Source organism: Amycolatopsis sp. NPDC050768 (assembly GCF_040654155.1).
In the GTDB taxonomy this organism is placed as follows: domain Bacteria; phylum Actinomycetota; class Actinomycetes; order Mycobacteriales; family Pseudonocardiaceae; genus Amycolatopsis.
In genome coordinates this window covers 169,010-182,654 of the sequence record NZ_JBFAHL010000006.1, presented here as the reverse complement: position 1 = coordinate 182,654, position 13,645 = coordinate 169,010, and the positions used below count along the sequence as shown (strand labels likewise).

20 protein-coding genes are annotated in these 13,645 nt (G+C 72.0%); 3 read left to right on the top strand and 17 right to left on the bottom strand.

All coding sequences use genetic code 11. The features are described from left to right. Positions 1 to 141 precede the first annotated feature (141 nt). Genes AB0H62_RS19430 through AB0H62_RS19415 form a run of 4 tightly spaced genes read right to left on the bottom strand, consistent with a single transcriptional unit; the run spans position 142 to position 3,824 of the window. The gene (locus tag AB0H62_RS19430) at positions 142 to 1,236 is read right to left on the bottom strand and encodes a Vms1/Ankzf1 family peptidyl-tRNA hydrolase (protein ID WP_360587257.1); all 1,095 of its coding nucleotides are present in this window, start codon (positions 1,234 to 1,236) and stop codon (positions 142 to 144) included. A 26-nt stretch (positions 1,237 to 1,262) separates the two neighbouring features. Then, positions 1,263 to 3,053 carry a thiamine pyrophosphate-requiring protein gene (locus tag AB0H62_RS19425; protein WP_360587255.1) on the bottom strand — a complete coding sequence of 597 codons (1,791 nt, stop codon included), beginning with the start codon at positions 3,051 to 3,053 and terminating at the stop codon, positions 1,263 to 1,265. Between the two features lie 49 nt (positions 3,054 to 3,102). Continuing rightward, positions 3,103 to 3,414: a DUF3618 domain-containing protein gene (locus AB0H62_RS19420; RefSeq protein ID WP_220241065.1), complete on the bottom strand. Its 312-nt coding sequence runs from the start codon at positions 3,412 to 3,414 to the stop codon at positions 3,103 to 3,105. Further along, a complete protein-coding gene (locus AB0H62_RS19415) occupies positions 3,411 to 3,824 on the bottom strand; it encodes a phage holin family protein (protein ID WP_255638057.1) in 414 nt (137 codons plus the stop codon). The genes AB0H62_RS19420 and AB0H62_RS19415 overlap by 4 nt, the downstream gene beginning before the upstream one ends. Positions 3,825 to 4,053: 229 nt before the next feature. Here AB0H62_RS19415 and AB0H62_RS19410 point away from each other — a divergent pair, with 229 nt between their 5' ends. After that, positions 4,054 to 4,461, top strand: coding sequence for an SRPBCC family protein (locus AB0H62_RS19410; protein WP_220241061.1), 408 nt, complete (start codon positions 4,054 to 4,056; stop codon positions 4,459 to 4,461). Between the two features lie 57 nt (positions 4,462 to 4,518). On the opposite strand, the gene AB0H62_RS19405 is transcribed toward AB0H62_RS19410, so the two are convergent. The 8 genes from AB0H62_RS19405 to AB0H62_RS19370 all read right to left on the bottom strand — a co-directional run bounded on the left by AB0H62_RS19405 (position 4,519) and on the right by AB0H62_RS19370 (position 7,471). Then, positions 4,519 to 5,130: an endonuclease gene (locus AB0H62_RS19405; protein WP_360587253.1), complete on the bottom strand. Its 612-nt coding sequence runs from the start codon at positions 5,128 to 5,130 to the stop codon at positions 4,519 to 4,521. A gap of 40 nt (positions 5,131 to 5,170) precedes the next feature. Beyond that, a complete protein-coding gene (locus AB0H62_RS19400; protein WP_360587251.1) occupies positions 5,171 to 5,467 on the bottom strand; it encodes a hypothetical protein in 297 nt (98 codons plus the stop codon). After that, a complete protein-coding gene (locus AB0H62_RS19395) occupies positions 5,467 to 5,670 on the bottom strand; it encodes a hypothetical protein (RefSeq protein ID WP_360587249.1) in 204 nt (67 codons plus the stop codon). Before AB0H62_RS19395 ends, AB0H62_RS19400 begins: the two co-directional genes overlap by 1 nt. 168 nt (positions 5,671 to 5,838) lie before the next feature. Continuing rightward, positions 5,839 to 6,294, bottom strand: coding sequence for a hypothetical protein (locus AB0H62_RS19390; RefSeq protein WP_360587247.1), 456 nt, complete (start codon positions 6,292 to 6,294; stop codon positions 5,839 to 5,841). Between the two features lie 37 nt (positions 6,295 to 6,331). After that, positions 6,332 to 6,691, bottom strand: a complete 360-nt coding sequence (locus AB0H62_RS19385) for a VOC family protein (protein WP_354880711.1) — start codon at positions 6,689 to 6,691, stop codon at positions 6,332 to 6,334. Positions 6,692 to 6,784: 93 nt separating this feature from the next. Next, positions 6,785 to 7,117: a plasmid stabilization protein gene (locus AB0H62_RS19380; protein ID WP_360587246.1), complete on the bottom strand. Its 333-nt coding sequence runs from the start codon at positions 7,115 to 7,117 to the stop codon at positions 6,785 to 6,787. A gap of 55 nt (positions 7,118 to 7,172) precedes the next feature. After that, positions 7,173 to 7,310: a hypothetical protein gene (locus tag AB0H62_RS19375; protein ID WP_360587244.1), complete on the bottom strand. Its 138-nt coding sequence runs from the start codon at positions 7,308 to 7,310 to the stop codon at positions 7,173 to 7,175. Then, positions 7,307 to 7,471, bottom strand: coding sequence for a hypothetical protein (locus AB0H62_RS19370; protein WP_360587242.1), 165 nt, complete (start codon positions 7,469 to 7,471; stop codon positions 7,307 to 7,309). Before AB0H62_RS19370 ends, AB0H62_RS19375 begins: the two co-directional genes overlap by 4 nt. 246 nt (positions 7,472 to 7,717) lie before the next feature. On the opposite strand from AB0H62_RS19370, the gene AB0H62_RS19365 reads away from it, so the two are divergent. Further along, a complete protein-coding gene (locus tag AB0H62_RS19365; RefSeq protein ID WP_360587240.1) occupies positions 7,718 to 8,275 on the top strand; it encodes a hypothetical protein in 558 nt (185 codons plus the stop codon). 4 nt (positions 8,276 to 8,279) lie between these two features. Here the strand turns inward: AB0H62_RS19365 and AB0H62_RS19360 are convergent, their stop codons facing one another. After that, on the bottom strand, positions 8,280 to 9,113 hold the full coding sequence (locus tag AB0H62_RS19360; RefSeq protein WP_360587239.1) for an alpha/beta hydrolase: 834 nt from the start codon (positions 9,111 to 9,113) through the stop codon (positions 8,280 to 8,282). Between the two features lie 34 nt (positions 9,114 to 9,147). Further along, the gene (locus AB0H62_RS19355; protein ID WP_360587237.1) at positions 9,148 to 9,504 is read right to left on the bottom strand and encodes an ArsR family transcriptional regulator; all 357 of its coding nucleotides are present in this window, start codon (positions 9,502 to 9,504) and stop codon (positions 9,148 to 9,150) included. A 100-nt stretch (positions 9,505 to 9,604) separates the two neighbouring features. Here AB0H62_RS19355 and AB0H62_RS19350 point away from each other — a divergent pair, with 100 nt between their 5' ends. After that, positions 9,605 to 10,369, top strand: coding sequence for an SDR family oxidoreductase (locus AB0H62_RS19350; RefSeq protein WP_360587235.1), 765 nt, complete (start codon positions 9,605 to 9,607; stop codon positions 10,367 to 10,369). A 68-nt stretch (positions 10,370 to 10,437) separates the two neighbouring features. Here AB0H62_RS19350 and AB0H62_RS19345 read toward each other — a convergent pair whose 3' ends face one another. Genes AB0H62_RS19345 through AB0H62_RS19335 form a run of 3 tightly spaced genes read right to left on the bottom strand, consistent with a single transcriptional unit; the run spans position 10,438 to position 13,642 of the window. After that, positions 10,438 to 11,598, bottom strand: coding sequence for a serine hydrolase domain-containing protein (locus AB0H62_RS19345; RefSeq protein WP_220241041.1), 1,161 nt, complete (start codon positions 11,596 to 11,598; stop codon positions 10,438 to 10,440). Beyond that, on the bottom strand, positions 11,595 to 12,812 hold the full coding sequence (locus tag AB0H62_RS19340; protein ID WP_360587233.1) for a 2Fe-2S iron-sulfur cluster-binding protein: 1,218 nt from the start codon (positions 12,810 to 12,812) through the stop codon (positions 11,595 to 11,597). Before AB0H62_RS19340 ends, AB0H62_RS19345 begins: the two co-directional genes overlap by 4 nt. After that, entirely contained in the window at positions 12,809 to 13,642 is an 834-nt protein-coding gene (locus AB0H62_RS19335; RefSeq protein WP_360587231.1) for an FAD binding domain-containing protein, read from the bottom strand. Before AB0H62_RS19335 ends, AB0H62_RS19340 begins: the two co-directional genes overlap by 4 nt. Between the last annotated feature and the right edge of the window lie 3 nt (positions 13,643 to 13,645).

Genomic DNA, 13,645 nt, shown 5'->3' with positions numbered 1-13,645 from the left:
GGAACGGCGTGTCCGGCCGGCCCTCTGCAGTGTGATGTCTGGCGGGGGATGTCTGGCACCGCCGTGGTGTCCGGGCGGTGCGGGCACACCCCGCCGCCTGCCCGCACCGCCCGGGGGTCAGAGGGTCACGGGGTCACGGGGTCACGGGTGGCGCAGCAGGGCGGCGAACCCGCCGGGCAGGTCGAGGCGCTCGTCCATCACCACCACGTCCGCGCCGACGGCCACGGCGGCGTAGGGGAGGGCCTCGTCGGCGCGGTGGGGTGCGGGTTCGGGAGCGCCGAGCGCCGCCAGCCGGGGCGCGGCGACGCCGACCTGGGTGGGTTCGCGGCCGGTCAGCACCTCGGCGTCGCCGGGGTCGCCGACGAGCAGGGTGGCGACGTTGGCCTCGGACAGCGCCGCCGTCACGGCTTCCAGGCCGCTGACGGCGAGGCCCGAACCGCGCCCGACCTCGGCGCGGAAGCGTTCGGCGAGGTCGTCGAGCTCGCCGAGGTGGCGGCCGGCCAGCAGCTCGTGGACGTGTTCGTCCAGCTCGGCGCGGTCGGCGCCGGCGGCGCGGCCCCCGACGTCGGTCTCCTCGGCGATCGCGCGAACGGGCGCCGGCAGCAGGCCGAGCAGCTCGGCGCGGGCCTGCACCTCGCCGGCCAGCACGACCAGGCGGGCGCCGGTCCGTTCGACCGTCTTGACCACGGCCGCGGCGACGCCCTCGAGGTTGTGCCGCACGGCTTCCTCGGTGCGGTGCTGCAGGTTCCGGTGCGCCGGGCCGCCGCCGCGGACCTTGTGCACGTCGTCCTCGGGGCCCTGCACGGTTTCCGCGCGCACGGTGCCGTCGGGGTGGTGCACCTCGACGTCCGCGCCGTGGCGATCGACGAGCACCACCACGTGCTCGGGCGCGTCCTCGGCGTGCGTCACCACCGGCAGGAAGTACGGCAGGTCCGAGTACCGCGCCTCCTGCGCGGCAGGTGGCGCGGCGAGCCGCCGGTCGGCCACGATCTCGCCGTGCGCGGCGATCAGGCTCCGCCCGGCCGGCCCGACAGGCGGGGGAGCGGCTTCGATCGCCTCGACGATCGCGGCGACCGTCGCCGGGTCGGCGTCCTGCTCGGACAGGGCCGCGTTGATCTCCCTGAGTCGCAAGCGAAGCTGCTTGGCCGCGTCTTCCGTGTCATGTGACTGGTCGAAGTGGACCGAGGCGAACGGTCCGGTCGCTGTCGTCAGGGGACGCAGGTCGTGCGTGTCCACAAGGGACTCCTTTCTGGTGCGCGGGATCAGGTGCGCGTCGGCAGGAGCTCCTGGACCTTGGTCTTGAGGCCCTGGGCGACCAGGTGCCACGCGTGGGGATCGCCCTTGAGCACCGATTCGGTCATGGATTTGATCTGCTCGAAAGTCGCGTGCGGCGGGATCGGCGGCACCTCGGGGTCGCACCGCACGTCGAGGACGGTCGGGACGTCGGCGTTCAGCGCCGTGGTCCAGGCGTCGCCGAGCCGCTCGGGGTCGTCGACCGCGATGCCGCCCAGCCCGATGCCGCGGGCGAAGTCCGCATAGGACACTTCGGGCAGCGACTGCGACGGCTCGAACTTCGGCGCGCCACCCATCGCGCGCAGCTCCCACGTGACCTGGTTGAGGTCGCCGTTGTGGAAGACGCAGATCACGCACCGCTGGTCGGGCCACAGCTCGCGGTAGCGCGCGAGGGTGAGCAGCTCGGCCATGCCGTTCATCTGCATGGCCCCGTCGCCCACGAGTGCGACCACCGGGCGGTCGGGATGCGCGAACTTGGCGCCGATCGCGTACGGCACCCCCGGGCCCATCGTCGCGAGCGTCCCCGACAGCGAAGCGCGGATCCGCCCGCGGATGCGCAGGTTGCGGGCGTACCAGTTGGCCGTCGAGCCGGAGTCGGCGGTGACGATGGCGTCCTCGGGGATCCGCTCGGACAGCTCCTGGACGATCCGCATCGGGTTGATCGGGTCCGCCGCCAGCATGGCCTGCCGCGTGACGGTGTCCGTCCACTCGGTCACGTTCTTCTCGATCCGCTCACGCCACACGCGGTCGGTCTTGCGCTCCAGCAACGGGAGGAGCCCTTCCAAAGTGGACTTGGCGTCGCCGAGGAGGGTGACCTCGGTGGGGTAGCGCAGGCCCAGGTACCGCGCGTCGAGGTCGATCTGCACCGCGCGCGCCTGCCCGAACGGTGGCAGGAACTGGCTGTACGGGAAGCCGGAGCCGATGATCAGCAGAGTGTCGCAGTCGTGCATGAGCTCGTAGCTCGGGCGCGTGCCCAGCAGGCCGATCGCGCCGGTCACGTACGGCAGGTCGTCGGGCAGCACGTCCTTGCCCAGCAACGCTTTGGCCACACCCGCGCCCGTCAGCTCGGCGACCTCGCGGACCTCGGTCACGGCGTTGCGCGCGCCCTGGCCGAGCAGGATCGCGACCTTCTCACCGGAGTTGAGGACCTCGGCCGCCCGCGTCAGCTCCTCGTCCGGCGGCACGACCTTCGCGCGCGGGTGGCCGGGCGGGCTGGAGGGCACGTGCTTGAACTCGTGCCCGGGCGGCGAGTACGGCAGCTCCTGCACGTCCGCCGGGATGATCAGGGCCGTGGGGGCGCGCTGCGCGAGCGCGGTGCGGATGGCGCGGTCGAGCGCGTTGGGCAGCTGCTCGGGCACGTTGACCTCGACGAGGTACTCGCTCGCGACGTCCTTGAACAGCGCCTGCAGGTCGACTTCCTGCTGGTAGCTGCCGCCCATCGCGCTGCGCGCGGTCTGGCCGACGATCGCCACCACGGGCACGTGGTCGAGTTTGGCGTCGTAGAGGCCGTTGAGCAGGTGGATCGCGCCGGGCCCGGACGTCGCCGCGCACACGCCGACGCGTCCGCTGAACTTCGCGTACCCGACGGCCTCGAACGCCGCCATTTCCTCGTGCCGCGCCTGCACGAACCGCGGGTCGTTCCCCGCGGCGCCGAACGCGGTGACGAGGCCGTTGATCCCGTCCCCGGGATAGCCGAACACCTGCTCGACGTCCCATTCGCGCAGCCTCTGCAACACGTAGTCCGCAACGGTTGTGGTCATGCCGCCCGGGTACCGCGGGGCCGCGGCGGGCAAACATCCTTGGCGCCACTCAATCTTCGTGCGAGCGCCGGCGCAGGATGAGCCGCAGCACGACGATCAGGCCGAGTAGGCTCGCGAAGACCGGGACCGGGTTGGCGCGCACGGTTTCGGCGCCCTGGCGGAACTTCGCGGCCGTCGGTTCGCCGACGACCGTGCCGACCTTGGCCTCGGCCTGGTCGAGCCGGTCGTCGATGCCCTGCTTGATCTTCGGGCGCACATCGAGCTTCTGCTCGAGGGTTTCCAGCGTCTGCGCGAGCTCGGCGCGCGTGGCGTCGCGGTCGATGCGGACGTCGTCCGGGGTCTCCGGGAACTCGCGGTTCACGAGCGCACCTCCTGCTTGACGACCTCGACGTCCTTGCGGACGCCCTCGATGGCTTCCTGCGGCACGGGCGGCGTCGCGTTCTTGATCTGCGTGCGCCCGACGAGCGCCGAGATCCCGGCGACGACGAACAACGCGCCCGCGACGACCAGCGCCGCCGCCCATCCGGGCAGCACGAGCGCGAGCGCCATGATCGCGGCGGCCACCAGCGCCCCCGCGCCGAACAGCGCGACGAGCCCGGCGGCGCCGAACAACCCGGCGCCCACGCCCATCCGCGTGCTCTTCTGCTTCAGCTCCAGGACCCCGAGCCGGACCTCGTCGCGCACCAGCCGCTTCACCTGGTCGGTGAGGTCGGAGACGAGCTCGCCGAACGAGCGTTCCTTCGGCGGAATCGGCTGCACCTCTTCGGTCACCACAGCACCTCCATCGTCGCGTCGCCCTCCGGCACGGGCCGCCGGGTGGTCCCCGGGTTCCCGCTCTCGCGGCGGCTCAACCTTCAGCGGGCGCGGTTCGCTTCGAGCGCCGCAGCCGTACCAGGACCCGAAGTACGTGGTGGTCCCGCAACGTGAGCGGCCGGGGGAGCCGCCAGGCGGTGGTTGGCGCGGCGGCCCGCGGGTACTCGGCGGGCCAGGAGGTGTTCCCATGACCGACTACCGGCACAGCGCCACCGTGGAACTGCCCGCCGATGAGCTGTTCGCCTACCTGCGCGAGCCGCGCAACCTGCCGCACTACTTCTCGCAGATGCAAGCGGCGCGTCCTGAAGGCGGCGACACCGTCCACGTCGAGGCCGAGGTCCACGGCCGGCACGTCGAGGGTGACGCCTGGCTCGAAGTGGACGAAGGCACCCGCACCCTGTCCTGGGGCGCCGAAGGCCCGGACGACTACCACGGCACCCTCTCGATCGACGAGGCCGGACCCGCGGCCAGCCGCGTGGAGGTGACCCTGAGCAGCGTCCGCGAGGGCTCCGGCGACGAGATCCAGCGCGGCCTCGAGGAGACGGTCGCGGCACTGGCCCACACCGCGGTCGCCGACTCCACTGTGGACCCGTGACGGTGGACCCGTGATCGAACCGACGCTGCCGGGCGCGAGACCCGGCAGCGTCGGTTCTCAGTCCTTCTTCGCGCGGATGTTCACCTGCACGAGGGCGGCGGCGAGCCGGGCCACGTCGTCGCCCGCCACGAGGCCCGCGAGCTTCTCGGGATCGGCCGGCAGCCCGGCCTTCTTCGCGCCGGCCAGCGCCCGTTTGTCGAAGTACGGGCGCACCCACGGCCACACGGCCTGGACCTCCTGGCAGAAGATCTGCGCGCCGGTCGGACCGATGCGGGGGAACTCCGTGAGCAGCTTCTCCAGCCGTTCCGGCGAGCGGCCGGCGGCGTCGGCGAGGTTGCGTAGGTCGTCCTGGTAGCGCTCGTGCAGGAACTCCGCGCTGTCCGCGAGGTAGCGGGCGGTGCTCTCGTCGTAGCGCACGTAACGGCCGCGCCCCAGCGCGTGGACGCGGTCGGTCCATTCGGAGTCCCGCATGGCCTTCGGGGTCCGCCAGCCCGCCTGCCACAGCTCCTTCGCCGCGGCCACGGCGATGTCGGAGCCGATGCGCGCCGACATCAGCGTGGTGAGAACGAGCAGCTGGTACAGCGGCTGCGGCTTGTCGGCGAGCTTGATGCCGGCCCGCTCGGCGTGGGTGGTGCCGTACTCGGCCAGCACGTCCTCCACTGCGGTCATTCGCGGGTTCCTCCGGTTCGAAGCTGGTGGCGAACGGTCCTCAGTGGACGGAGGTCAGCGTCGCCCGGACGCGGTCGACGAACCCCGGCCCCGTTCGCAGCAGCGCGTTCGGGGGTGTGCGGCCGGCGATCGCCGGGTGGGGCAGTGAGTCCGCGGCCCGGCGGCCTTCGCGGACGTCCTGGCCGAGCTCCCGCAACCGGTCGGCCGGGTAGCGGTTGCGCGGCCTGGTGACCGCGGGCCCGGCTTCGCGCAGATGTTGCCGCACGGCGTGAAGCAAGGTCGCCAGCAGGCGCTCGAAGCGTGCGTCCTGCGGGCCCAGGCCTTCCACCAGGCGCATCAGGTCGTCGGCGCCGTGCAGGGCGGGGCCGGCGGCAGGTACGGCTCCTCGGCCACCTCGTGCCGCACGAGCTGGGCGATGAGGTGATCGGCCACTTCCCGGCGGTTCTCCGGGCTGCCGTGGTCGATTTCCAGCTCGGTGCAGATCCTGCTCAACCCCAGGTGGTCCTCGGCGAGGACGGAGACGAGGTCATCGGTGCTCATGGCTGTGCTCCCAGCGTCATCGCCCCGCCGGGTACCCACTCCGAATGGGGTCAACCGTCCGGGTGAAGTGTCACTTCCCGTGGTTGTTGACCCGCGCGATCGTGACCTCGGGGTGCGCGCCTGTGCTGTCGAAGACTTCCTGGGCCTTGGTCACGGGTGACGCTCTGTTCAGCGGTCGGCGACGCGGTTGACGACCTCGGCGACGAGCTCCGGCTCGTCGACCGTCACGGTCAGGCCGGGGTGGCGGACCAGGCCCCACGGGTCGAGCCCGCGGACCGGCCCGCGGAAGCCGAGGCAGACGCCGCGTTCGGTCGTCGTGCCGAGGGTGAGGTCGCGGTCGGCGAGGGACAGGTGCGGGCCGAGCGCGCGCCACGAGCGGTAGGGCCCGGTGACCCGGGCGCCGGCGAGGTTGTCCAGTGGCGTCGTGACGAGCCAGGGGCCGAGGCGCACGTACAGGCCTTCTGCGTCGAGGCGAAGGCCGTTGCGGTCGCCGAGGAGGCGGCGCAGCCACGCGGGGCCGGCGAAGCGGGCCCACAACCGGTAGTGCACCTCGGTGAGCTGCGGGGGTTCGGCGGATTGCCTCCGCTCGGTCGCTTCCAGGACCGGCTGTCGTCCACGCTGCATGGACCCTCCTCGGTACTCGCGTCGGAACCGGCCGAGGTCAGCGCCGCGGCAGGACACAGAACTCGTTGCCCTCGGGGTCGGCCAGGACGATCCAGTGCTCGTCGTCCGGGTCGTCGAGGATCTTCGCGCCGAGGGTGACGAGGCGTTCGACCTCGTCGCGCTGCTCGACGGTGGTGGGCGCGACGTCGAGGTGCAGCCGGTTCTTGACGGTCTTGCCCTCGGGCACGGGCTGGAACAGCAGCGACGCCCGGCCGGGCGCTTTGAGCTCGACGTAGGTCAGCCCGTGGTGGTCGGTCCAGCGTTCGGTGGCCGGGTAGTCCAGGGCCTCTCGCCAGAACTCGGCCAGTGCCTCGGCGTTGCGGCAGTCGATGGCGACGGCGATCAGCCGGCTGTTCACGGTCGGCCTCCCTCGTCAGGCGAAAAAGTCCAGAGTGGACGCGCCGATCCCGTCGGCAGGGGGCTGCCGACGGGATCGGGCCCAGGGCCGGAGTCAGCGGCCCAGGGCTTTTTGCAGTTCCTTCTTGGTCATGCTCGAGCGGCCCTTGATGTTGCGCTGCCTGGCCTCGTTGTACAGCTGATCCCTGGTCGGCCCGCCCGGCCCGAGGCCCTTGCCGCTGCGTTCCCCGCCGCGCTGCTGCGGGCTCTTGTCGCGGATCGAGGTCGTGCTCGCGGTGCGGGACTCGCCGGAACGGGCGCGGTTCTTGTTCACCGTGCGGGCGGCGATCTCCTCGGCCCGCGAAGTGCTGGCGCCGCGGTCTTTCTGCGCCGACTTGATGTGCTCGTACTGGCGCTCGCGCTTGTCGCTCCAGGTTTCCTGAGGCACGGCTCCTCCTTCGCTCGTGAGCGGCGGATACCCGTTGCGGCGCAGGTGAAACCGGTCAGGAGCCCGACTGCGGGTCGGTGTCGTCGTGCGGGTCCTGCGAGGTGCCCTGTTCGCCGCGGACGGTCTCGCGCTGCGCCTCGGCGGATTCGCCGTAGGGATCGTCGTGTTCTTCGTGCTTTTCCGGGTCGCTCATGGTGCGTCCTCCTCCCGCTCGCCGGGACCCGCCGACCCGGACCCGGCGCCCATGGGGTCCGGGCGCGAGTCGCGGGCTTCCTGAGCGGCGTCCTTGGCCTCGCCGATCGCGTGGCGCACTTCCTCGAGCTGCTCGTCCAGCTGCTTCTCGTCGGCAGTCATGGGTGGTTCCCTTCCTGCCTCTCGGTTACCACCGCGCACGGGCGGTGAAACCGGGTCAGCGCTGCGGCGGGGGAGCGACGTCACCGCACCGCGCGCTGGTCGGGGTGTTGCGAGGCAACCCCGCGGAAGACGCACCGCCACTCGGGTGGGTTGACTCTTTCGGAAGTTACGTCGGAAGCCTGTGCGTCACAGTTCGATTTGTGGTCTGATATGCCTCGCTATCCGATATGACACAGCGGGGGATGAATGAAAAGCGTGGTTTGGTGGTCTGTCGGCCTGCTGTTCGGGCTGGGGTTGATGGCGCTCGGCCTGTTCGGCACCGGGTCGTCCGGCAAGGTGTTGTGCGGCAGCGACGAGATGCGGCCGGGGCAGACCTGCGACAGGACCCAGTACGGCGTGACGTCGAGCGAGACCTACGAAGAGAAACTGCAGGAGTCGATCGACGACGCGGAGACCTTCAAGGGCGGCGGCCGGTGGGTCACGTTCGGGATCGGCGCGGGGATCGCGGCCGCGTGCGGTTGGCGGCTGGTGGTCGCGATCCGGCGCAGGGCCGACCAGGGGTCCGGCCCGGTTTCCCAGCCCGTGCCCGGGCAGCAGCCCGCCTTCGCTCCGCCGCCGGGATTCGCGCCGGCGCCGGGGTACGAGCAGCAGCCGGGATTCGCGCCGCAGCCGGGATACCAGGAGCCGTCGGGGTATCAGCAGCAGCCGGGATACCAGCAACAGCCGGGATTCCCGCCGCCGGGAGGGTTTCAGCAACCGCCGCCGCCGGGATACCAGCCGCAGCAACGGCCGTATCAGCAGTAGCGAGTCAGACAGCCGCGGGCAGGAACTTTCGCAGCACTTCGGCCAGGCGGTCCGGCTGATCCTCGGGGACGAGCGTCCACGAGTCGGCGATCTCGACGAGCCGGCCGCCCGGGAAGAGCTCCGCCAGGCGGCGGCCGTGGGACACCGGCATCATGCGGTCCTCCGGCGCCCACACGACCAGCACGGGGCGGTCGAAGTCGGAGAGCCGCGCCGTCCACCGCAGCAGGACGTCGCGGCCCGGTGTCGAGACGGCGAACTTGGCGAGGTCGCGGCGGATGGCGCGGTCGCGGGTGGCCGGGGCGAACCAGTCGTCGAGCACGGTGTCGGGGATGCCGTGCTTGGCGAGGCCGCCGTAAGTCTTTTCGTTGTGGCGGAAGAACTTCGTGCGCAACAGTCGCATGAGGAGCCAGACGCCGCCGGGAACTTCGGCCAGCCGCGCCAGCGGCCGGGCGGGTGGCGGCGGGAAGTTGTCGAATGCCTCGCACGCGACGAGCACCAGGCGGCCGACGCGGTCGGCGCGGCCTTCGGAGACGAGGAACTGCGGGCCGCCCCAGTCGTTGAGGACGAGGGTGACGTCGGCGAGGCCGAGGCGTTCCAGGAACTCGCCGAGCAGCAGTGCCTGGCCGCGCTGGGAGAGGTCCGCGTCGCGGCGCATCGGCTTGCGGTGGGCGCCGAGGGGGAGCGTCGGCAGCACGCAGCGGTAGCCGGCCAGCAGCGGGACGACCTTGCGCCACTGCGTCTCGTTCATCGGAAAGCCGTGCGTGAACACGACCACGGGTCCGGGGCCGCCGGTGTCGACGTAGTCGATCGGCCCGGCGGACAGTTCGATCGTCGGCATGGCGCCTCCCGCTGGAGCGATCGCTCTAGTCAGGCTAGGGGCGAGGGGCGGTCCTGTCGAGCGCGGGCGCTTCGCCGATCTGCTCTTCGTCGGCGGCCTTCAGCACCGCGTCCAGGAGGCCGGGAAACCGCTGGTCGAGCGCGCGACGGCGGAGGGTGACGAAGCAACGGGTGCCGTCTTCGCGGGTTTCGGTGACGCCGGCGCCGCGGAGCGTCTTCAGGTGGTGGCTGAGTGTGGACTTCGCGACGGGCGCACGCAGGTCGCCCCACTTGCGTTCGGCGCCGTCGGCGAGCTGGCGCACCAGGCCGAGGCGCACGGAGTCGCTCAACGCGGAGAGCACCTCGGCCAGCTTCATGTCCTCGGGCGCCGGCGGGGGCGTCGGGTGCCTCATGCGGATCCGTTCGTCGGGGGAGTGTCGCCCGTCATTCTACGACGGCCGAACAACGTGCTACGTTCGACGTTCGCAGAACATCGAACGAAGGAGTGAACCCGTGAACCCGACGTTGAGCGACCTGTCCGGACACGTCGTGATCGTCACCGGTGCCGGATCGGGCATCGGCCGCGCGAGCGCGGAGGCGTTCGCGCACGCGGGGGCGAAAGTCCTCGTCGTCGGCCGGCGGGTCGAAGCCCTCGTCGAGACCGCCGCCCGGCATCCGGCGATCGAGGTCCACGCGGCCGACCTGGCGCGAACCGGGGCCGCGCAGTCCGTTGTGGACGCCGCACTGCACCGCTGGGGCCGGCTCGACGTGCTGGTCAACAACGCCGGCATCTTCACCGGGATGCCGCTCGCCGACACCACCGCCGAGGGTGTCGAGCGCCTGTTCGCCGTCAACGTCGTCGCGCCCAGCCTGCTCGCGCGCGCCGCGCTGAAGCCATTGCGCGAAAGCCGGGGCGCGATCGTCAACGTCTCCAGCACCTTCGGCCACCGCCCGCTGGCTGGCGCGTCCCACTACGGCGCCTCGAAGGCGGCCATCGAATCCCTCACGCGCAGCTGGGCACTCGAGCTGGCGCCCGACGGAGTGCGCGTCAACGCGGTCGCCCCCGGGCCGACGGAGAGCGAAGCGCTGGTGTCGGCAGGCCTGTCACCAGAGGAGGTCGACCGCGTCAAGGCAGCCGAGGTTGAGCGCATCCCGCTGGGCCGCCGTGGTCAGCCGGCCGACGTCGCCGCCTGGATCGTGCGGCTGGCCGACCCGCACGCGGCCTGGCTCACCGGCCAGGTCCTCGCCGTGGACGGCGGGCTGGCGCTGGCCGCCTGACCCGTAGAGTCCGACGACTCCGGCCGGATGGTCGCGGCACCCGGCCGGGGACGTCGCCGCCTCAGGAACTAGCGCGTCGCGTACAGCGCCCGCTCGAAGTCCTCGTACAGCTTGACGAACGGCGGCGGCACGAACGGTAGCGACTGGCTGTAGATCGCGCCCGTCACGCGGTTCACCGGGTCGACCCAGAAGAACGAGTTGCACAGCCCGGCCCACGTCCCGCTGCCCGCGGCGCGCATCCCCGGTCGCTGCTCGCTGTTGAGCACGAGCCCCAGGCCCCACTTGTGGCCCGGACCCGCGGCGAAGTCGAACGACGACGTCGGGTCCGCGGTCGGGATACGCGCCGGGAAGTCCAGGTCGCCGATCTGGTTGGTGAACGCGGCGTCCACAGTGGAGCGTTCGAGCACCTTGGTGCCGTCGAGCGTGCCGCCGCCCAGCAGCATCCGCTGGAACTTGAGGTAGTCGCGCGGCGTGGAGTACAGACCGTGGCCGCCCGCCCAGTACTCGGGCTGCTCGGGGATGTTGATGTCGGTGGCCAGCCACTTGCCGTCCTCGCCCAGGACGTGCACCGGCGCCAGGTTGCTGCGCTGCGGGCCGGTCGGGGCGAACGACGTCTCGGTCATCCCCAGCGGCCCGGTGATGTGCTCCTTGAAGAACACGTCGAGCGTCACCCCGGCGACGGCCTCGACCACCTGGCCCAGCCAGTCGGTGTTGGTGCCGTACTCGACCTTCGTGCCGGGATCGGCGATCATCGGGGCGGTCAGCACGATCTTCTGGCCCGACAGCACGTTGGGGATGCCGGTGGCCTTCTCCCACTTCACGATGTCGTCGTTCCAGAACCAGTAGCTCAGGCCCGAGGTGTGCGTCATCAGCTGCCGCACGGTCGCCCGCGAGGCCGGCGCCCGCAGCCTCGGCTGGTCACCGTCGAAGCCTTCGAGCACCTTCATCTCGGCGAACTCGGGCCGGTACCGCTCGACCGGCGCGTCGAGGTCGAGCTGCCCTTGGTCGGCCAGCTTCAACGCCGCGGTGGTCGTGACCATCTTGGTCATCGACATGATGCGGAAGTGTGTGTCCGCGGACGCCGGGTCGGCGCTGCCGGCGGCGCGCGGGCCGGCGGCGCCTTCGTAGATGATGCCGTTGTCGTCGGCGGCGATGGCCACGACGTTGGGCACGTCGCCGGCGTCGACGGCGTCGCTCAGGATCTTGTCGATCGGGGCGGTCGAACTCATCGTTGAGTCCCTTTCGGATGTGTGGGTGGGTTGTGCTCGGCCCGGCGCAGGCGCCGGCCCCATTCCCGGGCTTTCGCCGCGAGAGTGGCTGCGAGGAGGGCCAGTGCGCCCGGCGGCTTCCTTGCCGTCGTGCGCACCCCGGACACCGCGGTCTCCTCCACGGCCGCGGCGAACTGCTCGAACATACGCCGGCTGACGTCGCCGGCCAGCGCGCGGCCGAACTGCGCGATCCGGCCGGTCAGGTACACCTGCGCGGTCGCCCGCAGCCGCGTCCCCACGCCGGTTTCCTCCGCGACGAGCAGGATGACGGCCTGGGTGCGCCCGCCCCCGACGTCCTCGCCCTGGCCGATCACCCGCAGGCGGTGCGCCTCCGCGTCACGTTCGGTGACCTGCGCCAGCCCCGCGAACGAAAGCCGGATCGGCCCGACGGAGACCCGCGCCCGGCCGCGGTAACGATCGTCGCCGAGGTGCTCGGTGATCTCCGCCCCGGGCAGGCACGCGGCGACGAGGTCGATGTCGTCGAGCACGGCCCACGTCTTCTCTGGCGACGCGGTGAGCTCCTGGGTGACCTCGACGGTGAAGGTCGGATCCCCTTGCGGCAGTTCGATCTCCTTGACGCCCACCGGTTCGGGCGCGGACTTGGCGCCGGGCTTGGCCGCGGTATGGCCCATCAGCACGTGGTGCCCGCAGTTGCGTGGCTCGGGGATCCCGTCGCGGTGCGCACCGGCCACTTCGGACACCGCGGAGAGGATGTTGCGGTAGCCGGTGCACCGGCACAGCACGCCGGACAGCTCCACGGGGAGGTCCTCTTCGGCGACGTCCGGCTTGTGCGCCAGCAGGTCGTAGGAGCTGAGCAGGAACCCCGGCGTGCAGAACCCGCACTGCAGCGCGTGGTGCGAGCCGAACGCCTCCTGCAACGGGTGCAGGTCGTCCGGGCGCCCGAGGCCCTCGACCGTCACGATGTCCGCGCCGTCGAGCTGGCAGGCGAACAACAGGCACGCGCGGGCGGCGGAGCCGTCGACCAGCACGGTGCACATCCCGCACACGCCGTGCTCGCAGCCCAGATGCGTGCCGGTGAGGCCGAGGTGGTCGCGCAGCGCGTCGGCGAGCGTCACGCGCGCGGGCAGCGACAGCGACACCTCCGTGCCGTTCACGGTCATCGTCACGTCGACGGGCTCGCCGGCTTCCGCGCGGACCGGCCGCGGCAGCGTCATGCCGTTCCTCCTTCCGCCGCTCGCCGCGCCCGGGCCAGCTCGCGCACGGCCAGGGCCGCCACGAGCCGCTGCCGGTACTCGCGTGAGCCGTGGGTGTCGCCCGCGGTGTCCACGAGGTCGCGGGCCAGGTCGGCCACTTCGTCGTCGCCGAGACCGGTGACGTCGCGCGTGACCGGACGATCGGACACCCCGAACGCGGTGAACGCGGCTTCCCCGTCGTCGGCACGGAACCGCGTGGCCACCCCGGCCAGCGCGAAATCGCCGTGGCGGCGCGCGATCTCGGCGAACCCGAAGCCCTCACCAGGGCGGGCCACGGGGAAGCGCACCGCGGCCAGCACGTCCTCGGCGCCGACCGAGGTGGCCATGGCGCCGTGGAAGAACTCGGCCGCCGCCACGGTGCGCCGGCCGTGCGGACCGGCGATCTCGAGCGACGCGCCCAGGCAGCAGGCCACCGCGGGCAGCTCGGCGGCGGGGTCGGCGTGCGCGATGCTGCCGCACACCGTGCCCCGGCTGCGCAGCTCGCGGTGCCCGATCCACGGCAGCGCCAGGCGCAGCAGGGGCACGGCCGCGGCGAGCGGGTGCCCCTCCAGCGTCCGCTGGCGCACCAGGGCCCCGATCACGAGCTCGTCGCCGTCGCGGCACACGAAGTCCAGTTCGGACAGTGCCCCGATGTCGACCACGGTGGACGGACGGGCCAGCCGCATCGCCAGGATCGGCACCAGCGACTGGCCTCCCGCGAGCACCTTGCCCTCACCGGCGCTGCGTACGAGCTCGGCGACGGCGTCGTCGAGCGTCGCGGGCCGGACGTAGGCGAACGGTGCGGCTTTCACGGC